This window comes from Curtobacterium sp. MCSS17_007, assembly GCF_003234175.2.
In the GTDB taxonomy this organism is placed as follows: Bacteria; Actinomycetota; Actinomycetes; order Actinomycetales; family Microbacteriaceae; genus Curtobacterium.
This window is the reverse complement of record NZ_CP126257.1, coordinates 3,047,010-3,065,715: the sequence shown is the minus strand read 5'-3', so window position 1 is coordinate 3,065,715 and position 18,706 is coordinate 3,047,010. Positions and strand designations below refer to the sequence as shown.

Here is an 18,706-nt window from a genome sequence, read left to right as displayed (position 1 = left end):
TCGGTGGCGTCAGGCCTTCCGCATGTAGGCGCGGACCGTCAGGGGTGCGAACACCGCGACGACCACGGCGGCGCCGAGCAGGCTGAGCCACAGGTCGCTGCCCACCACGCCGTGGTTCACGAGGTCGCGGACGGCGGTGATGAGGTGCGAGACCGGGTTGACCTCGGTGAACCAGCGCAGCCAGCTCGGCAGCGTGTCGGTCGGGACGAACGCGTTGGACAGGAACGTCAGGGGGAAGAGCACGAGGTTCGCGATCCCGGAGACGCTCGACGCCGTGCGCGCGATGACCCCGAAGTAGGCGAAGACCCAGCTGATCGCCCACGCGACCACGATGACGAGGAGCGCCGCGAGGAGCACGGCGCCGAAGCCCCCGGTCGGCCGCAACCCCATGACGATCCCGACGACGAACGTGATCGTCGTCGCGATGGCGTAGCGGACGGTGTCGGCGAGCAGGGCTCCGGCCAGCGGGGCGATCCGGGCGATGGGGAGCGACCGGAAGCGGTCGAACACGCCCTTGTCCATGTCCTCGCGGAGCTGCACCCCGGTGACGATCGACGACGTGATCGCCGTCTGCACGAGGATGCCGGGGATGATCACGGGCAGGTAGCTGCCGACGTCGCCCGAGATCGCGCCGCCGAAGATGTACGTGAACATCACCGTGAAGACGATCGGCATGAGCGTGACGTCGAACAGCTGCTCCGGGGTGCGGCGGATCTTCACGAGCCCGCGGTACGCCATCGTGAACGACTGGCGGACCGTGGCCGCGAGGCCGGAGCCGCCGACCCCGGGTCGCGGGGTGACGCGTGGCGTCGAGGACGGGCGGGTGGTCGGGGCGGTGGTGGTGGTCATGCGAGGCTCCCTTCGAGGTCGGCGGCGGCGGACGCGTCAGCGACCTCCGCTTCGCCGGTGATGTGCAAGAAGACCTCGTCGAGGGTCGGCTTCTGCACGCTCATCTCGGCGAGGGAGACGCCCGCGTCGCGGAACGAGACGAGCAGGTCGGTGACGCGGTCGGGCGCGGTCATCGGGGCGGTGAGCCGTGCACCCTCCGGGCTGACGACCGCCGGGGTGCCGAGCACGCGCTCGACGAGCGCGGCCGCGGTCGCGAGGGCGTCCGGCTCCGCGTCCCCCAGGCGGAGCTGCAGCGAGGCGGTGCCCACCGAGGACTTCAGGTCGTCGGCGGTGCCCTCGGCGACCACGCGCCCGTGGTCGATCACGGCGATGCGGTCGGCGAGCTGGTCGGCCTCGTCGAGGTACTGCGTCGTGAGCAGGACGGTCGACCCGCTCGCGACGAGCTCGCGGATCGTGTCCCACATCTGCGCGCGGGTCCGCGGGTCGAGGCCGGTGGTCGGCTCGTCGAGGAAGATCAGCGGCGGCTGCGCGATGAGGCTCGCCGCCAGGTCCAGCCGGCGCCGCATGCCGCCGGAGAACGCCTTGAGCGGGCGCGACGCGGCCTCGGTCAGCCCGAAGCGCTCGAGCAGCTCGCGTGCCTTGCGCTTCGCGTCGCCGCGGGACAGCCCGAGCAGTCGCGCGAAGATGACGAGGTTCTCGGTGGCGCTCAGGGTCTCGTCGACGCTCGCGTACTGCCCGGTGACCCCGATCAGGGAGCGGACGGTCTGCGGCTCGCGGCGGACGTCGTGCCCGAAGACGCGGGCCTCGCCGCCGTCCGGCCGGAGCAGGGTCGCGAGCATCGAGATCGTGGTGGTCTTGCCGGCGCCGTTCGGGCCGAGCACGCCGTACACCGTGCCGGCCTCGACACGGAGGTCGACACCGTCCACGGCGCGGTTGGTGCCGAACGTCTTGACGAGGCCGGTCGCCTCGACGGCGAGTGGTGTGGTGGTCATCGCACAGGTCCTTTCGTCGATGTCGGGACGATCGTGCCGCCGGCCGCTCACGCGGCACTGACGCGGCGCTGACACCGGCGGACGGCCGCCGTCAGCGGTGCAGGGTCGGTCTCCGACAGCGCGGTCGGACGGGAGGCCCGTCCCGGCCCCGGTACGCTCGCTCCCGTGGCAGGGACGGACGACTCGGGCGCCGGCAGCAGCGGTGCCGTGCGGCTGCGGCTGGACGTTGCCTACGACGGCGGGGCGTTCTCCGGGTGGGCCCGACAGCCCGGGCTGCGGACGGTGCAGGGCGCGCTCGAGTCCGCGCTCGCCACGGTCTTCACCCGGTGGGGCGAGCCGCCGCTGCTGACGGTCGCCGGTCGGACGGATGCCGGGGTGCACGCCACCGGGCAGGTCGCCCACCTCGACCTGACACCGGAGCAGTGGGGCGCGCTCACCCGTCCGCGGCGGTCGTCGCCGGACGGGCCCCCGCGGACCTCGCTCGACGGGCTCGTCAAGCGGGTGAACGGGCTCGCCGGGGCGACGGGCGACGTCGTCGTCACGCGGGCCTCGGTCGCGCCGGACGGGTTCGACGCCCGGTTCTCCCCGCTCTGGCGGCGCTACGAGTACCGGGTCGCCGACGCCGACGCCCCGCGCGATCCCCGTCGTCGCAGTCACACGCTGTGGCACCCGGCGCGTCTGGACCCGGCGGCGATGGAGCGCGGTGCGCTGACACTGCTCGGGCTGCACGACTTCGCGACCTTCTGCAAGCCGCGCGAGGGCGCGACCACCATCCGGACGCTGCAGGAGTTCCGCTGGGACCGCGAGCCGGACGGCGTGCTGGTGGCGCGCCTCCAGGCCGACGCCTTCTGCCACTCGATGGTCCGCGCCATGGTCGGTGCGACCATCGCCGTCGGCGAGGGACGCTTCGGGCCGGACCGTCTCGAGGAGCTGCGCGTCGCCGAGCAGCGCACGAGCGCGTTCAAGGTGGCGCCCGCGGTCGGCCTGACGCTGACCGAGGTCGGCTACCCCGCCGACGACGAGCTCGCGGCGCGGGCCGCGCAGACCCGTGCGCGGCGGACCGACGACGAGCCGCGCGCCGGTACCGTCGGGGGATGAGCTCGCGCACGCCCCGTTCCGTCGTCTCCGTCGGCCCCGGGGTGGTGTTCGTCGAGGGACCGGTCTCGAACTGGGTCGTGCTCGCCGAGGAGGACGGCGTCGCACTCGTCGACGCGGGCTACCCGGCGGACACCGACCTGGTGCTCGACACCGTGCGCTGGGCCGGTCACGACCTCGCCGACCTGCGGCGCGTCTACGTCACGCACGGGCACGTCGACCACGTCGGCGGCATCCCCGGGATCCTCGAGCGCTTCCCGCACGTGCAGGTGCTGGCCCACGCCGACGAGCTCGACAACGTCCGTGGGCCGGCGCGGCAGCAGGTCACCCCGGCGGACATCGGCGGACGGCTCGCCGCGCCGCGGACCCTCCGGTGGCTCGCCCGCGCGATCGGTTCGGACGGACTGCGGCCGGTGACGGTGCCGACCGCCCGCGCCTTCACCGCCCGCGACTTCGAGGGGCGTGCGATGACGCCGTTCCCCGCCGTCGGGCACACCGCCGGGTCGACCGCGTACCTGCTGCCCGCAGCACGGGCGATCGTCACCGGTGATGCCGTCGTCACGCACCACGACACGCAGCCGGCGTCCTGGCCGCCGCGACCGCGGATGATCACGCCGTTCTTCACGGCGGACCAGGCGACGGCGCTCGAGTCCGCTCGGGCGCTGCCGTACCCGGAGATCGTGCTGCCGGGGCACGGGCCGGCCGTGCACCGGGTGGGGAGCGAGTGGGTGCCGGTCGTCGGCTGACCACCGCGCCGGGGCCCGTCCGGCCCCCGCGCCGCGTCCGCGCCGCGTCCGTGCCGCATCTGCGCCGGGCCCCGTCACGACCCCGCGCGGCACGCCCCGGACGGGGGTGGACCGGATCGTTCACCTGCCGGAAACCTGAGCGCCCCCGCAGGTGGCTAGCGTGCTGAGGTCCCCCTCCTCCTGCCGAAGGTCAGCATGCCCAACCTCCTGCGGCGCACCGTGCTGTGCGCCACGGTGGCCGCGACGCTCGTCGCCGCCCCACTCGTCACCGTCTCCACCGCCGTCGCGAACCCCGCGGGTACCGGCCTCGTCATCTCCGAGGCGTACCTCAAGGGCGGCAGCGCGAACGCCTTCTACAAGGAGAAGTTCGTCGAGATCGCGAACCCGACCGCGACGCCGGTGTCGCTCGCCGGGTGGTCGCTCCAGTACCGCGCGGCGGGCAGCACCGGGAACTTCTCGGTGAGCGCCCTCGAGGGCACCGTCCCCGCGAACGGCACGTTCCTCGTCTCGATGGCCGGCAACGGCGGCGCGAACGCCGTCGGGGCCGACCTGCCGACCGCGGACGACACCGCCTCGATCAACCCGTCCGGCACCACCGGGACGCTCGCGCTCTCGGACGGCACCGGTGCGCTCGCGCTCCCGGCGGGTCCGGTGGCGACCGGGACGCCGGGCGTCGTCGACCTGCTCGGCTACGGCGCGTCCAACACGTACGAGGGCGCCGTCCGCTCGGTGACTGGCGCGAACAGCGAGCCGAACGGCCTGACCCGGACCGGGACGACGGACACCGACGTCAACGGCACCGACTTCTCCGTCACGGCGGCCCTGACACCGACGAACGCCGCGGGCGAGACCGGCGGCGCGGACCCGACCGACCCCGATCCGACCGACCCCGGCACGCCGGCCGGTCCCGCCGAGGCGGTCACCATCGCGCAGCTGCAGGGCACCGGCACCGCGTCGCCGTACGTCGGCGGGCGCGTGGTCACCGAGGGTGTCGTCACCGCGGTCTACGCCACCGGCGGCCTGAACGGCTACACGGTCCAGACCGCCGGCACCGGGGGCACGGTCGACCTCGCCACCCACGATGCGTCGGACGCCGTGTTCGTGTACTCCGCCGCGACCGCGGGCAGCGTCTCGATCGGCGACGCTGTGCGCCTCACCGGCTCGGTGGCAGAGTTCAACGGACTCACCGAGCTCGAGGTCGCTTCGACCGCCGACGTCGAGCGGCTCCCCGCCGCGGGCGTCGTGCAGCCGGTCCCCGCCACGCTGACCCTGCCGCGCACCGACGCCGAGCGCGAGTCGCTCGAGAGCATGCTGATCGCGCCGCAGGGCGACTACACGGTCGCCGACAACTACACGACGAACCAGTACGGCGAGATCGCCCTGGCCGCCGGGACCGAGCGCCTGGTCCAGCCGACCGAGGTCGCCCGCCCGGGCAGCCCCGAGGCCGCAGCGGTCGCCGCCGACAACGCCGCACGCAAGGTCGTCCTCGACGACGGCGCGAGCACGAACTTCCTGAGCGCCGCGAACCAGTCGATCCCGGTGTCCTGGCTCACCCAGGGTCCGGTCACGGTCGGCGCCGCAGCGACCTTCACCCACCCGGTCGTCCTCGACCACCGCAACGACTCGTGGAAGTTCCAGCCCACGACGCCGATCACGGGCGCGACGCCCGCGGCCGACCTGCCCGCGTCCTTCTCGGACGTCCGCACCCCGGCGCCCGAGGCGGTCGGCGGTGACCTGAAGCTCGCCGGGTTCAACGTGCTCAACTACTTCCCGACCACCGGCGACCAGCTCGCCGGGTGCACGTACTACAGCGACCGCGACGGCGACCCCGTGACCGTCCGCGGTGGCTGCGACGCCCGTGGCGCCGCGAACGCCGACGACCTCGCCCGCCAGCAGGTGAAGATCGTGAAGGCGATCAACGCCCTCGGCGCCGACGTCGTCTCGCTCGAGGAGATCGAGAACTCCGCACGCTTCGGCAAGGACCGCGACGCCGCCGTCGGCACGCTCGTGGCCGCGCTGAACGCCGCGACCGGTCAGGACACCTGGGCGTACGTGCCGTCCCCGGCGACGCTGCCCGCGAGCGAGGACGTCATCCGTCTCGCGCTCATCTACAAGAAGGACCGGGTCGCACCCGTCGGCGAGTCGACCATCCTCGACGACCCGGCGTTCGTCAACGCGCGACAGCCCGTCGCCGACGCGTTCCGCCCGCTCGGCGGGACGGCCGACGACGACTTCCTGGTCATCGCGAACCACTTCAAGTCGAAGGGCTCCGGCACCGGCGAGAACGCCGACAAGGGCGACGGCCAGGGCGCCTCGAACGCCGACCGTGTGCGCCAGGCGCAGGCGCTCGCCGCGTTCTCGACCACCGAGCAGGCGAAGTACGGCACCGACAAGGTGTTCATGCTCGGTGACTTCAACGCCTACAGCGAGGAGGACCCGATGGTCGTCCTGCGCGACGCCGGGTACACCGACCTCGGTCCGGCGGAGGACTCCACCGAGTACTCCTACGTCTTCAGCGGCCTGAGCGGCTCGCTCGACCACGTGCTCGCGTCTCCGGCGGCCCTGGAGACGGTCACGGGCGTGGACATCTGGAACATCAACTCGACCGAGTCGGTGGGCCTGGAGTACAGCCGCCACGACTACAACGTCACGGACCTGTACCGCGACGACGTGTACCGCGCGAGCGACCACGACCCGATCCTGGTCGGCTTCGAGACGGCTGCCACCGAGGCTCCGGGAGACGGCGAGACCCCTGGTGACGGCGAGACGCCTGGTGACGGTGAGACGCCCGGCCCGGGCCCCGGCACCACGCCGACGCCGGGCCCCGGCACCGGTCAGGCCCCCGTCGCACCGGACGCGTCGTCGCTCACCGAGGCCGACCGCGGCGGCATCACCGCGCCGGCGTCGGCCCGTGCGGGCGAGACGATCACGGTGGGTGTCGGCGCGGCGCTCGCCGGGCAGCGGATCTCGGTGTGGCTGTACTCCGACCCGGTGCTCCTCGGCACCGAGGTGGTCGCCGCCGACGGCACCGTCCATGTGACGATCCCGGTCGGCACGACGGCGGGTGCGCACCGCCTCGCGGTCACCACCACCGACGGTTCGCTCGTCGGCTGGACCGACATCCGGATCGATCCGGCGACGGGCTCGCTCGCGTTCACCGGGGCCGAGCTCACCGGTGGCCTCGCCGCCGCGCTGCTCCTGCTGGCGTCCGGCGCCGGCCTGGTCGCGGCACGACGTCGCCGGGCGGCGCACACGGCCTGACCCCCGCGCCGACACGCGAACAGCGACATCGCACCCGTCGTCCGACGGGTGCGATGTCGCGTTCCGTGCGTCGTCGCGCGACCGCGGACGGACGGGAGGCGCGTGGCCCGGCCGCCCCGCGCCTCCGGACCGCCATCGTCCCGGTCGACAACGCGCGCCGCGTCGGGTAGGCTCTCTCCTTGGTCTGTGCGCCCCGTGCGCCGGACAGTCAGATGAGCCCTCCACCGGGCAGTTCCACGAGCATCGCCCGCGGAACACCCACCGGAGCGGGATTCACGGACTCCTCACCTCGACACGAAAGCAGCACACCTGTGACTCGTACGTTCTCCCCGAAGCCGGCAGACGTCCAGCACGACTGGATCGTCATCGACGCGACCGACGTCGTCCTCGGCCGTCTCGCCACGCACGCTGCGGCGCTCCTGCGCGGCAAGCACAAGGCCACCTTCGCCCAGCACATGGACATGGGTGACTACGTCATCATCATCAACGCGGACAAGGTCGCCCTCACCGGCTCCAAGCTCGCCAAGAAGGTCTACTACCGCCACTCGGGCTACCCGGGCGGCCTCACGGCGACCTCCTACCCGGAGATGCTCGAGAAGCACCCGACCCGCGCCGTCGAGAAGGCGATCCGCGGCATGCTGCCGAAGAACACCCTCGGTCGTGAGCAGCTCAAGAAGCTGAAGGTCTACGCCGGCGCGGAGCACCCGCACGCCGCGCAGCAGCCCAAGGCGTACACCTTCGACCAGGTCGCGCAGTAACGACGGCCACGACGACTTCAAGGACTGATAACACTCATGGCTCAGATCGCTGACTCCCTCGACCAGACCCCGGAGAGCTTCACCACCGAGAGCGCCCCGGCGTCCTCGGAGGCCGCTCCCCGCCAGATCCTCAACGTCTCGGGCGGTGCCGTGGGGCGCCGCAAGGAGGCCATCGCCCGCGTGCGCCTCGTCCCCGGTGGCGGCTCGTTCACGGTCAACGGCCGCACGCTCGAGGACTACTTCCCGAACAAGCTGCACCAGCAGCTGATCAACGACCCGTTCAAGGTGCTCGAGCTCCTCGGCGCCTACGACGTCACCGCCCGCATCACCGGCGGTGGCCCCTCGGGTCAGGCCGGTGCGCTCCGCCTCGCCATCGCGCGTGCGCTGAACGAGATCGACCGCGAGAACAACCGCGCCACCCTCAAGAAGGCCGGCTTCCTCACCCGTGACGCCCGCGTCATCGAGCGCAAGAAGGCCGGTCTCAAGAAGGCCCGCAAGGCGTCGCAGTTCTCGAAGCGCTAGTCGCGCGACGAACCCGATCGCAATGCCGCGTCTGTTCGGTACCGACGGTGTTCGTGGACTCGCCAACGGCGAGCTGACGGCCGCGCTGGCACTGGGTCTCGCCCAGGCCAGCGCGGCCGTGCTCACGCACGGACACCATGCGGACGCCCGCCGGGCGTCCGGTCGACCGCGCCCCCGCGCGGTCCTGGCGCGCGATCCGCGCGTCTCCGGTGAGTTCCTGGGTGCCGCGGTCGCGGCCGGTCTCGCCTCCGCCGGCGTCGACGTGCTCGACGCCGGGGTCATCCCCACCCCCGCCGCCGCGTTCCTGGTCGCGGACATCGACGCCGACTTCGGCGTGATGATCTCCGCGTCGCACAACCCGGCGCCGGACAACGGGATCAAGTTCTTCGCCACGGGCGGTCGCAAGCTCCCCGACGAGGTCGAGGACCGCATCGAGGCGGCCATGCGCGACCAGTCGGCGCCGACGCCCACCGGCGCCGAGGTCGGCCGGATCACCCGGTTCGCCGACGCCGAGGACCGCTACGTCGTGCACCTGCTCGGCACGCTGCCGCACCGGCTCGACGGGATCCACGTCGTGCTCGACTGCGCGAACGGCGCGGCCGCGGGCGTCTCGCCCGAGGTGTTCGTCAACGCCGGTGCGAAGGTCACCCTGATCGGTGCCGACCCGGACGGCATGAACATCAACGACGGCGTGGGCTCGACGCACATCGACAACCTCGCCCGGGCGGTGCTGGCGCACGGTGCGGACGTCGGCATCGCGCACGACGGCGACGCAGACCGCTGCCTCGCGGTGGACGCCGCGGGCAACGCGATCGACGGCGACCAGATCATGGCGATCCTCGCGTTGTCCCTCAAGGAGCGCGGCCGGCTCGTCGAGGACACGCTCGTCGCGACCGTCATGTCGAACCTCGGGCTGAAGCGTGCCATGGCCGACGCGGGCATCATCGTGCTCGAGACCGGCGTGGGCGACCGCTACGTGCTCGAGAAGATGAACGAGGGCGGCTTCTCCCTCGGTGGCGAGCAGTCCGGCCACATCATCTTCAGCGACTACGCCACGACGGGTGACGGGGTCCTGACGGGTCTCCACCTGGTGGCCGAGATGGCGCGCACGGGCAAGAGCCTGCAGGAGCTCGCGTCGTGCATGACCGTCTTCCCGCAGGTGCTCCTCAACGTTCGCGGCGTCGACCGGCACGGGCTGGACGACCAGGGCGTGCAGGACGCGATCGCCGCGGCGACCGAGGCGCTCGGCCAGTCCGGCCGCGTGCTCCTGCGTCCGTCGGGCACCGAGCCCGTCGTCCGCGTCATGGTCGAGGCCGCGTCGCAGGAGGACGCCCAGCGCGTCGCCGAGGAGCTGGCCGACGTCGTGCGCGACCGGCTCGCGATCGACGAGGCCGCGTAGGGCGCGCGTCCGTCGCGTTGCCCCGGCATCGAACCACGGGAGCGACATCGAACCAGGTACCGCTCCTGGTTCGATGTCGGTTCCCTGCTTCGACACCAGGGGAGCAGGGCCCCCGCGTCAGATCTTGCGGAGCAGCACCGAGTTGACCTTGTGGTTCGCGCCCTTCTTGAGCACGAGCGTCGCCCGGGAGCGCGTCGGCAGCACGTTCTCGAGCAGGTTCGGCTCGTTGATCGCCCGCCAGACCTCGGTCGCCGTGCGCACCGCGTCCTCGCGGGACAGCGACGCGAACCGGTGGAAGAACGAGTCCGGACTCGAGAACGCCTCCTCCTGCAGGGCGAGGAACCGGTCGACGTACCAGGACTCGATGTCCTTCGTCTTCGCGTCGACGTAGATCGTGAAGTCGAACAGGTCGGACAGCGCGAGCCGCCCGTGCACCGGCGGCGCGAGCACGTTGAGGCCCTCGACGATGAGGACGTCCGGCTGCCGCACCACGATCTCGGCGTCCGGGACGATGTCGTAGACGAGGTGCGAGTAGAACGGCGCCCGGACCTCGGCCGCCCCGCTCTTCACCTGGCTCACGAACCGCAGCAGTGCCCGACGGTCGTACGACTCCGGGAAGCCCTTGCGGTCCATGATCCCGCGGCGCTCGAGCTCCGCGTTCGGGTACAGGAACCCGTCGGTCGTCACGAGCTCCACCCGGGGGGTGTCCGGCCAGCGCTTCGTCAGTTCGCGCAGCAGACGCGCGACCGTGGACTTGCCGACCGCCACCGACCCGGCGACACCGATCACGAACGGCGTCCGTCCGGCGCGCTCGCCGAGGAAGCGGCTCGTCTCGGCGTGCAGGTTCCTGGCGCCGGCCGCGTACAGCGTCAGCAGGCGGGAGAGGGGCAGGTAGACCTCCTGCACCTCCTGCATGTCGAGCCGGTCGCCGAGGCCGCGCAGCTGCACGATCTCGGTCTCCGTGAGCGACAGGTGCTCCTTCGGGGCGAGCTGGGACCACTCGTCGCGCGGGATCTCCACGAACGGGGTCGGGTGCGCGACGGGGGTCTCCGTGATCGGCATGGGGACGAGCGTACAGACGGGAGGCGCGGATCGAGTGCGCCGAGCGGCTGCGGTGATCCGCGCCTCCGGTCCGGAGCACGGTACGCGACCGCAGGACGCGCGCCGGCGGGTGGACCGGTGGGTCAGGCGGGCAGGGCCGCTTCGATGGCGGCGACGACCTCGGGGGCGTCCGGCTTGGTCGTGGGACGGAAGCGCGTGACGGTGCCGTCCGGAGCGACGAGGAACTTCTCGAAGTTCCACGAGACCCGACCGGCCTTCCCGGACGCGTCCGGCGTCTCCTTGAGGGCCTGGTAGAGCGGGTGGGCACCCTTGCCGTTCACCTTGACCTTCTCGGACATCGGGAACGTGACGCCCCACGTGGTGGAGCAGTACTCGTCGATGGCCTCGGACGAGCCGAGCTCCTGCAGGAACTGGTTGCTCGGGAAGCCGAGGACCGTGAAGCCGCGCTCGGCGTAGGTCTTCTGGAGCGCTTCGAGCTGCTCGTACTGCGGTGCCAGCCCGCAGCGCGACGCGACGTTCACGACCAGGACGGCCTTGTCCGAGAACTGCCTGAAGGTGGTTCGCTCCCCGTGCAGCGTGGTGATCTCGATGTCGTCGAAGTGTCCCATGACCCGAACGCTATCCCCACTCCTGCGAGCATGCAGGGTTGCTCTCCAGCCAGACCGTAGGATCGGACCCATGTGTGGAATCGTGGGCTACGTCGGCAGCAAGAGCAGCCAGGAGGTCCTCCTCGGTGGTCTCCGTCGTCTCGAGTACCGCGGCTACGACTCGGCGGGCATCGCCGTCGTCGACCGCCCGGGCGACCTCGTCTCCGCGAAGAAGGCGGGCAAGCTCCAGGCCCTCGTCGACGCGCTCGAGGCCCAGCCCATCGCGGACGGCAGCACCGGTATCGGGCACACCCGCTGGGCGACGCACGGCGGCCCGACCGACGGCAACGCGCACCCGCACCTGGCCGACGGCGGCAAGCTCGCCCTCATCCACAACGGCATCATCGAGAACTTCTCCGAGCTGAAGCAGGAACTGCTCGCCGACGGTGTCGAGTTCGCCAGCGAGACCGACTCCGAGGTCGCCGCGCACCTGGTCGGCCGAGCCTTCCGTGAGACCGGTGACCTGACCGCCGCCATGCAGCAGGTCGTGCAGCGGCTCGAGGGCGCGTTCACGCTCCTCGTCGTGCACGCCGACCAGCCGGGCGTCGTCGTCGGTGCCCGCCGCAACTCCCCGCTCGTCGTCGGTCTCGGTGACGGCGAGAACTTCATGGGCTCCGACGTGGCCGCGTTCGTCGCGTACACGCAGCGTGCCCTCGCCATCGGGCAGGACGAGATCGCCACGATCCGCCCCGACGGCGTCGACGTCGTCCACTTCGACGGCACCCCGGCCGAGCCGACCGAGTTCGAGGTCAACTGGGACGCCTCGGCCGCCGACAAGGGCGGCTGGTCCTCCTTCATGGCGAAGGAGATCAGCGAGGAGCCCGAGGCCGTCGCCAAGACGATCCTCGGCCGCGTGCACGACGGCGCGGTCACGCTCACGGACCTCGACCCGATCGCGGACCGGCTGCAGCAGGTCGACCGGGTCATCGTCATCGCCTGCGGCACCGCTGCCTACGCCGGCATCCTCGGCAAGTACGCCATCGAGCAGTGGGCCCGCGTCCCCGTCGAGGTCGAGCTCGCCCACGAGTTCCGCTACCGCGACCCCGTGTTGAACGACCGCACGCTCGTCGTCTCGATCAGCCAGTCCGGCGAGACCATGGACACGCTCATGGCGGTCAAGTACGCCCGCGAGCAGGGCGCGCAGGTGCTTTCGATCTGCAACACGCAGGGCGCCACGATCCCGCGGGAGTCCGACGCGGTGATCTACACGCACGCCGGTCCCGAGGTCGCCGTCGCGTCGACGAAGGCGTTCATCGCGCAGGGTGTCGCCCTGTACCTGCTCGGGCTCCACCTCGCGACGCTCAAGGGCACGCTGACGTCGGAGCAGATCGCCGAGCAGGTCGCCGAGCTCGAGGGCCTCGCGCCGAAGCTCCAGCAGACCATCGACGACGCGTCCGGTATCAAGGACCTGGCGCGCTGGATGGCGGACACCCGGAGCGTGCTGTTCCTCGGCCGCCACGTCGGGTACCCGATCGCGCTCGAGGGTGCGCTCAAGCTCAAGGAGCTCGCGTACATCCACGCCGAGGGCTTCGCCGCCGGTGAGCTCAAGCACGGTCCGATCGCCCTGATCGAGCCGGGCCAGATCGTCTTCGTCATCGTCCCGTCGCCGCGCGACCCGCGCTCGCTGCACCCGAAGGTCGTCTCGAACATCCAGGAGATCCGCGCGCGCGGGGCACGGGTCATCGCGATCGCGGAAGAGGGCGACGCCGCGGTGCTGCCCTTCGCGGACGAGGTCCTGCGCATCCCGCTGGCGACCCCGCTGTTCGAGCCGCTGCTGGCCGTCGCGCCGCTGCACATGTTCGGCATGGAGCTCGCGGCGGCCAAGGGTCTCGACGTCGACCAGCCGCGCAACCTCGCGAAGTCGGTCACCGTCGAGTAGTCGGTCGTGATCATCGGCATCGGGGTCGACGTCGTCGACACGGAGCGGTTCCGGGGTGTGCTCGAGCGCACCCCGGCGCTCCGGGCGCGGCTGTTCACCCCTGCCGAACAGCTGCGGGACGGCGAGCCGCGGCCGGTGTCGTCGCTCGCGGCCCGGTTCGCGGCGAAGGAGGCCCTCATCAAGGCGTTCGGTTCGAGCGCCGGGTTGAGCTGGCAGGAGCTCGAGGTCGTCGCGGACGACCAACGGAACCCGTCGCTCACCCTGCACGAGGGTGCCCGGCGTGTGGCCGCGGACCGCGGTGTGACGGACGTCCACCTGTCGCTGTCGCACGACGGCGGGATCGCGACGGCGTTCGTCGTCATCGAAGGGAAGCAATCGTGAGTGCGTTCACCGGGATCACCGTGGACCGCGAAGCGTTGATCGCGAACTACGCGACCGTGTCCGAGCGGGTGTCGCCGGCCGGGGTCATCGCGGTCGTCAAGGCCAACGGCTACGGGCACGGTGCGGCGGACGCCGCGCGGGCGTTCGTCGATGCCGGGGCCGAGTGGCTCGGGGTCGCCGACGTGGACGAGGGCATCGCGCTCCGCAGGGCCGGCATCGACGAGGGGGTCCGGATCCTCGCGTGGTTGCACGCCCCGGACGAGGACTTCCGCCGTGCAGCGCAGTACGACATCACCCCGGCGGTCTCGAGCGTGTCCCAGCTCGCCGCCGCAGCCGACTCCGAGGTGCCCGCGGTCCACGTCTGCGTCGACACCGGCCTGAGCCGGAACGGCGCCGTCGAGTCCGAGTGGGCCGAGCTCTTCGCGACGGCCGGGCGCATCGTCCGCTCGGGCGGTCGCACCCGCGTCGAGGGGCTCATGTCGCACCTGTCGAACGCCTCGCGCGCCGACGACCTCGACCAGGACGCCGCGCTCGGACGCGCGCTCGACGGCCTCGCGGCGCAGGGGATCGTGCCGGACGTCGTGCACCTCGCCGCGAGTGCCGCGAGCATGGCCGTCCCGGAGACCCGCCACGACGCCGCCCGGGTCGGTCTCGCGCTGTACGGGCTCAGCCCGTTCGCCGACCGCACCTCGGCCGACCTCGGACTGCGGCCCGCGATGCGGGTGACGGCCGCGGTGCTCCGGACCGTGCCGGTGGCGGCGGGCGAGGGCGTGAGCTACGGCTACACCTGGCGTGCCGAGACGGACACACGCCTCGCGGTGATCGGGCTCGGGTACGCCGACGGCTTCGACCGCGACCTCGGCAACCGGGTCTCGGTGCGGATCGGTGACCGGCGGTTCCCGGTCGTGGGACGCGTGGCGATGAACGCCATGCACATCGACATCGGCGACGCCGACGTCCGGGTGGGCGACGAGGTCGTGCTCTGGGGCGACCCGTCCGACGGCGACCCCGCGGTCGAGGACTGGGCGGCGGCGATCGGCACCATCAACTACGAGGTGGTCGCCAGGGTCGGCCGCAGCGTGGAACGGAGGACGACGTGAACGCGCCGCTGCGCCGGGCCCGGATCGACCTCGACGCCTACCGGTCGAACCTCGACCTCGTGCGCGAGTGGATGCGCCCGGTCGAGGTCATGGCGATCATGAAGGCCGACGCCTACGGGCACGGTCTCGAGCCGATCGCGCTCGCCGCGGTCGACGCCGGCGTCCGCTGGATCGGCGTGCTGACCGTGCCGGCGGCCCTGCGCCTCCGCTCGATCGGCGTCGGCGAGGACGTCCACCTGTTCACCTGGCAGCACGACCCGGCGCTCGACTTCCGTGACGCGATCGACTCCGCGGTCGACCTCGGCGTCTCGAACGTGGCCGAGCTGCAGCGGGTCGTCGATGCCGTCGACCAGCGCCCCGCACGGGTCCACCTCGGCGTCGACTCCGGGTTGCACCGCGACGGTGCGACCGCGGACGCCTGGCCGGAGCTGGTCGCGCTCGCGGTCGAGGCACAGCGCGCCGGGCGGATCGAGGTCGTCGCCGCGTACACGCACCTCGCCGAGTCCTCCGACGACGACGACAGCGCCGCGGTGGCCGTCTTCGACCGTGCCGTCGAGACCGCGGAGGACCTGGGGCTCGACCTGCCGATGGAGCACGTCGCCGCATCGCTCGCCGGGCTCGAGCGCAAGGAGTTCCGCAAGGACATGGTGCGGATGGGCGCGAACCTGTTCGGCATCCCCGGCGCGGACGGGGTCTCCGCCGCCGACCTCGGGCTCGAGCCGGTGATGACGCTGACCGCCTCGGTCGCGAAGACGAAGCGCGTGCCGGTCGACACCGGGGTCTCCTACGACTACACGTACCGCACGGCCTCGGAGACGACGCTCGCGCTCGTGCCCGTCGGCTACGCGGACGGTGTACCGCGCCTGGCGCAGGGCCGCATCGAGGTCACCATCGCCGGCAAGCGGTACCCGATCGCCGGCCGTGTCGCGATGGACCAGTTCCTGGTCGACGTCGGCGACGACGAGGTCCGCGTCGGCGATCCGGTCGTGCTGTTCGGCACCGGGGAGCACGGCGAGATGACCGTGCTCGAGTGGGGCGAGGCGCTCGGGACCATCGGCGAGGAGATCACCTGCCGGATCGGCGCCCGTGTCCCGCGGGAGGTCGTCGGGCACGACGTCGAGGGCCGCGTCGGCGCGTACCTGCGGGAGCAGCCGTGACCGACGCCCGCGTGCTGCTCGACACGACGGTGTCGACCACCGACGAGATGGGCGCACTCGGTGCCCGGCTCGCGGGTGTCCTGCGTGCCGGTGACCTCGTCGTGCTGACCGGCCCGCTCGGTGCCGGCAAGACGACGCTGACACGTGGCCTCGGCGCCGCGCTCGGTGCTCGCGGGCAGGTCTCGAGCCCGACGTTCGTGCTCGCCCGCACCCACCCGACGACGGCCGGGCCGGACCTGGTGCACGTCGACGCGTACCGGTTGAGCGACCCCGTGGAGCTCGACGACCTCGACCTCGACTGGGACACCTCGATCGTGGTGGTCGAGTGGGGCCGGGGCTTCGTCGAGGGCATCTCCGACGACGTGCTCGACGTCGAGATCGTCCGGGCGACGGGAGCCGACGCGACCGACCCCGGCGCCGACGGCCTCGACCCCGACGACGTACCGGACGAGCCCCGCAGGGTGGTCGTCACCGCCACCGGGACTCGTTGGTCCGACGTCACGCTCTGACCGTCCGCTGCCCGACGTCCGGCGGGACACCACCGGACAGGACGCTCTCCGAGCCCGGTGCGATCGCGCCTACGATGGACGGGTGCTCCTCGCCATCGACACGTCCGCCGGTACCGCCGTCGCCGTCGTCGACCCGGCGACCGGCCGCGCCGTCGCCGAGCGCAGCACCGACGACTCGCGTCGCCACGCCGAGGTCGTCGGTCCGTTCCTCGCCGAGGTGCTCGCCGAGGCCGGCATCACCGGCGCCGACGTCACCGGCGTGGTCGCCGGCATGGGCCCCGGCCCGTTCACCGGCTTGCGCGTGGGCATCGCCGCCGCCCGCACCTTCGCGGCCGCGCGCGGCGTCCCGTTCCTGCCGCTCGTGAGCCACGACGGGATCGCGGCGGACCTGGAGCAGCGACCGGTGGTCGTCCTGACGGACGCCCGCCGCCGCGAGGTCTACTGGAGCGCGTACGACGAGACCGGCGCGCGGGTGGCGGGCCCGGGACTCGCGAAGCCGGCCGACGTGGACGAGGCGATCCGTGCCTCCCGTCCGGAGGCATCCGCATGGGAGCGCGTGACGGTCGCGACCGTCCCGGCCGGGAGGCTCGGGGCGCTCGCCGCGGACCGGCTCGCCTCCGGCGCACCCTTCGCCGACGACACCCCGCTCTACCTGCGCGACCCCGACGTGACGATGCCGGGGGCCCCGAAGCGGGTCGTCCGGTGAGCGGCCTGCCCGACGGCCTGCGGCTGCGGCGAGCGGTGCCGCAGGACCTCGACGACATCATGTGGCTCGAGCACGTGTCCTTCCCGACCGACGCGTGGTCGGCGTCGCAGATGGCGGGGGAGCTGTACTCGCCGCACGGGTACTACGTCGTCGTGGAGACGACGGACGACGGTGCGCCGACCGTCGTCGGGTACGCCGGACTCTCGTCGCTCGCGGGCAACCCGGTCGCCGACGTGCAGACCATCGCCGTCGCCGCCGACCAGCGCGGGAACGGCATCGGCAAGGTGCTCTTCGGCGAGCTCCTCGACGAGGCCCGACGTCGGGGCGTGCACGAGGTGTTCCTCGAGGTGCGCGCCGACAACCCGGTGGCGCAGGCGATGTACGTCGCGTTCGGGTTCGAGCGGATCGCCGTGCGGCCCCGCTACTACCAGCCGGACGGCGTCGACGCGTGGGTGATGCGGACGGAGCTCGACGCCCTCGACGCCGGGCCCCGGACCGGACCCGGCCCCATCGGACAGGAGACCCTCGATGACCGCAGCTGAACCCCTCGTGCTCGGCATCGAGACGAGCTGTGACGAGACGGGCGTCGGCATCGTCCGCGGCACCACGCTGCTGGCCAACGTCATCGCGTCGAGCATGGACGAGCACGCCCGCTACGGCGGCGTCGTGCCCGAGGTCGCCGCGCGGGCACACCTCGAGGCCATGACCCCGACGCTGCACGAGGCCCTCGACCGTGCGGGGGTCACCCTCGACGAACTCGACGCCGTCGCCGTGACCGCCGGGCCCGGGCTGGCGGGCGCGCTCATGGTCGGGGTCGGAGCGGCGAAGGCCCTGGCGGTCGCCACCGGCAAGCCCCTGTACGGCGTGAACCACCTGGTCGGGCACGTCGGCGCGGACGTCCTGCGTGCCGACGGCAGCGCGATCGAGCTGCCGACCGTGGCGCTGCTCGTGTCCGGTGGCCACACGTCGCTGCTGCTCGTGCGCGACCTGGTCGGCGACGTCGAGCTGCTCGGCGAGACGATCGACGACGCCGCGGGCGAGGCGTTCGACAAGGTCGCGCGGTTGCTCGGCCTGCCGTACCCGGGCGGCCCGCAGATCGACCGGGCCGCCGCGGACGGCGACCCGACGGCGATCCGGTTCCCCCGCGGGCTGACGCTGCCGAAGGACATGGCGCAGCACCGCTACGACTTCTCGTTCTCCGGGCTGAAGACCGCGGTCGCCCGGTGGGTCGAGAAGTGTCGCGACGAGGGCCGCGAGGTCCCGGTCGCCGACGTCGCCGCATCGTTCCGTGAGGCCGTCGTCGACGTGCTGCTCACCAAGGCGCTCGCCGCGTGCCGGGACACCGGCGTCGACCGGCTGCTGCTCGGTGGCGGGGTGGTCGCGAACGCGCGGCTCCGGGCCGTCGCCGAGGAACGCTGCGCCGCCGCCGGGGTGGCCCTGCGCATCCCGCCGTTCGACCTCTGCACCGACAACGGCGCCATGATCGCCGCCGTCGGGGCACGGCTCGTCGCCGAGGGGCGCGCGCCGAGCGACCTCGGGATCGCGGCCGACTCCACGCTGCCGGTCACGACCGTCCAGGTCTGACACCGCGGGGCGCCTGAACCCGCTGCGGGTCGCTGTGGGAGGATGCTCAGCAGGCACCG

At 72.5% G+C, this 18,706-nt stretch carries 18 protein-coding genes; 14 read left to right on the top strand and 4 right to left on the bottom strand.

Annotated elements, in window-relative coordinates:
• Positions 1-9 precede the first annotated feature (9 nt).
• Complete coding sequence (locus tag DEJ22_RS14510) at positions 10-849, bottom strand: ABC transporter permease (RefSeq protein WP_111227411.1); 840 nt, start codon at positions 847-849, stop codon at positions 10-12.
• Entirely contained in the window at positions 846-1,841 is a 996-nt protein-coding gene (locus DEJ22_RS14505; RefSeq protein ID WP_111227412.1) for an ATP-binding cassette domain-containing protein, read from the bottom strand. Before DEJ22_RS14505 ends, DEJ22_RS14510 begins: the two co-directional genes overlap by 4 nt.
• A gap of 165 nt (positions 1,842-2,006) precedes the next feature.
• Between DEJ22_RS14505 and DEJ22_RS14500 the strand changes: the two genes are divergently transcribed.
• The 6 genes from DEJ22_RS14500 to glmM all read left to right on the top strand — a co-directional run bounded on the left by DEJ22_RS14500 (position 2,007) and on the right by glmM (position 9,622).
• Positions 2,007-2,939, top strand: coding sequence for a tRNA pseudouridine synthase A (locus DEJ22_RS14500; RefSeq protein ID WP_111227413.1), 933 nt, complete (start codon positions 2,007-2,009; stop codon positions 2,937-2,939).
• Complete coding sequence (locus DEJ22_RS14495) at positions 2,936-3,682, top strand: MBL fold metallo-hydrolase (RefSeq protein WP_111227414.1); 747 nt, start codon at positions 2,936-2,938, stop codon at positions 3,680-3,682. The genes DEJ22_RS14500 and DEJ22_RS14495 overlap by 4 nt, the downstream gene beginning before the upstream one ends.
• A 195-nt stretch (positions 3,683-3,877) precedes the next feature.
• Positions 3,878-6,943, top strand: a complete 3,066-nt coding sequence (locus DEJ22_RS14490; protein ID WP_111227415.1) for an ExeM/NucH family extracellular endonuclease — start codon at positions 3,878-3,880, stop codon at positions 6,941-6,943.
• Positions 6,944-7,254: 311 nt separating this feature from the next.
• The gene (rplM, locus tag DEJ22_RS14485; protein WP_022904636.1) at positions 7,255-7,701 is read left to right on the top strand and encodes a 50S ribosomal protein L13; all 447 of its coding nucleotides are present in this window, start codon (positions 7,255-7,257) and stop codon (positions 7,699-7,701) included.
• 36 nt (positions 7,702-7,737) lie between these two features.
• The gene (gene rpsI, locus DEJ22_RS14480) at positions 7,738-8,223 is read left to right on the top strand and encodes a 30S ribosomal protein S9 (protein WP_111227416.1); all 486 of its coding nucleotides are present in this window, start codon (positions 7,738-7,740) and stop codon (positions 8,221-8,223) included.
• Positions 8,224-8,245: 22 nt separating this feature from the next.
• Positions 8,246-9,622 carry a phosphoglucosamine mutase gene (gene glmM, locus DEJ22_RS14475; RefSeq protein WP_111227417.1) on the top strand — a complete coding sequence of 459 codons (1,377 nt, stop codon included), beginning with the start codon at positions 8,246-8,248 and terminating at the stop codon, positions 9,620-9,622.
• 117 nt (positions 9,623-9,739) lie between these two features.
• Here the strand turns inward: glmM and coaA are convergent, their stop codons facing one another.
• The gene (gene coaA / locus DEJ22_RS14470) at positions 9,740-10,684 is read right to left on the bottom strand and encodes a type I pantothenate kinase (protein WP_111227418.1); all 945 of its coding nucleotides are present in this window, start codon (positions 10,682-10,684) and stop codon (positions 9,740-9,742) included.
• Between the two features lie 122 nt (positions 10,685-10,806).
• Entirely contained in the window at positions 10,807-11,292 is a 486-nt protein-coding gene (locus tag DEJ22_RS14465) for a glutathione peroxidase (RefSeq protein ID WP_111227419.1), read from the bottom strand.
• A gap of 70 nt (positions 11,293-11,362) precedes the next feature.
• Between DEJ22_RS14465 and glmS the strand changes: the two genes are divergently transcribed.
• From glmS to tsaD, 8 genes are all read left to right on the top strand, one after another.
• The gene (glmS, locus tag DEJ22_RS14460) at positions 11,363-13,210 is read left to right on the top strand and encodes a glutamine--fructose-6-phosphate transaminase (isomerizing) (protein ID WP_111227420.1); all 1,848 of its coding nucleotides are present in this window, start codon (positions 11,363-11,365) and stop codon (positions 13,208-13,210) included.
• 6 nt (positions 13,211-13,216) lie between these two features.
• Positions 13,217-13,591 carry a holo-ACP synthase gene (locus DEJ22_RS14455; RefSeq protein ID WP_111227421.1) on the top strand — a complete coding sequence of 125 codons (375 nt, stop codon included), beginning with the start codon at positions 13,217-13,219 and terminating at the stop codon, positions 13,589-13,591.
• Complete coding sequence (gene alr, locus DEJ22_RS14450) at positions 13,588-14,691, top strand: alanine racemase (protein ID WP_258379637.1); 1,104 nt, start codon at positions 13,588-13,590, stop codon at positions 14,689-14,691. Before DEJ22_RS14455 ends, alr (DEJ22_RS14450) begins: the two co-directional genes overlap by 4 nt.
• Entirely contained in the window at positions 14,688-15,848 is a 1,161-nt protein-coding gene (gene alr / locus DEJ22_RS14445; RefSeq protein ID WP_181430841.1) for an alanine racemase, read from the top strand. Before alr (DEJ22_RS14450) ends, alr (DEJ22_RS14445) begins: the two co-directional genes overlap by 4 nt.
• Positions 15,845-16,357, top strand: a complete 513-nt coding sequence (gene tsaE / locus DEJ22_RS14440; protein ID WP_111227424.1) for a tRNA (adenosine(37)-N6)-threonylcarbamoyltransferase complex ATPase subunit type 1 TsaE — start codon at positions 15,845-15,847, stop codon at positions 16,355-16,357. The genes alr (DEJ22_RS14445) and tsaE overlap by 4 nt, the downstream gene beginning before the upstream one ends.
• Before the next feature lie 82 nt (positions 16,358-16,439).
• Positions 16,440-17,063 (top strand): tRNA (adenosine(37)-N6)-threonylcarbamoyltransferase complex dimerization subunit type 1 TsaB, encoded by a 624-nt coding sequence (tsaB, locus tag DEJ22_RS14435; protein ID WP_111227425.1) that lies wholly within the window; start codon positions 16,440-16,442, stop codon positions 17,061-17,063.
• A complete protein-coding gene (gene rimI / locus DEJ22_RS14430; protein ID WP_349775149.1) occupies positions 17,060-17,605 on the top strand; it encodes a ribosomal protein S18-alanine N-acetyltransferase in 546 nt (181 codons plus the stop codon). The genes tsaB and rimI overlap by 4 nt, the downstream gene beginning before the upstream one ends.
• Positions 17,592-18,647, top strand: a complete 1,056-nt coding sequence (tsaD, locus tag DEJ22_RS14425; RefSeq protein WP_111227426.1) for a tRNA (adenosine(37)-N6)-threonylcarbamoyltransferase complex transferase subunit TsaD — start codon at positions 17,592-17,594, stop codon at positions 18,645-18,647. The genes rimI and tsaD overlap by 14 nt, the downstream gene beginning before the upstream one ends.
• The last annotated feature ends 59 nt before the right edge of the window (positions 18,648-18,706 follow it).

What these genes read in the sequence shown, in the direction of transcription:
- DEJ22_RS14510 (WP_111227411.1), bottom strand. Translation starts at nt 849, where the DNA reads ATGACCACCACCACCGCCCCGACCACCCGCCCGTCCTCGACGCCACGC.
- DEJ22_RS14505 (WP_111227412.1), bottom strand. Translation starts at nt 1,841, where the DNA reads ATGACCACCACACCACTCGCCGTCGAGGCGACCGGCCTCGTCAAGACG.
- DEJ22_RS14495 (WP_111227414.1), top strand. Translation starts at nt 2,936, where the DNA reads ATGAGCTCGCGCACGCCCCGTTCCGTCGTCTCCGTCGGCCCCGGGGTG.
- DEJ22_RS14490 (WP_111227415.1), top strand. Translation starts at nt 3,878, where the DNA reads ATGCCCAACCTCCTGCGGCGCACCGTGCTGTGCGCCACGGTGGCCGCG.
- rpsI (WP_111227416.1), top strand. Translation starts at nt 7,738, where the DNA reads ATGGCTCAGATCGCTGACTCCCTCGACCAGACCCCGGAGAGCTTCACC.
- glmM (WP_111227417.1), top strand. Translation starts at nt 8,246, where the DNA reads ATGCCGCGTCTGTTCGGTACCGACGGTGTTCGTGGACTCGCCAACGGC.
- coaA (WP_111227418.1), bottom strand. Translation starts at nt 10,684, where the DNA reads ATGCCGATCACGGAGACCCCCGTCGCGCACCCGACCCCGTTCGTGGAG.
- DEJ22_RS14465 (WP_111227419.1), bottom strand. Translation starts at nt 11,292, where the DNA reads ATGGGACACTTCGACGACATCGAGATCACCACGCTGCACGGGGAGCGA.
- glmS (WP_111227420.1), top strand. Translation starts at nt 11,363, where the DNA reads ATGTGTGGAATCGTGGGCTACGTCGGCAGCAAGAGCAGCCAGGAGGTC.
- tsaD (WP_111227426.1), top strand. Translation starts at nt 17,592, where the DNA reads ATGACCGCAGCTGAACCCCTCGTGCTCGGCATCGAGACGAGCTGTGAC.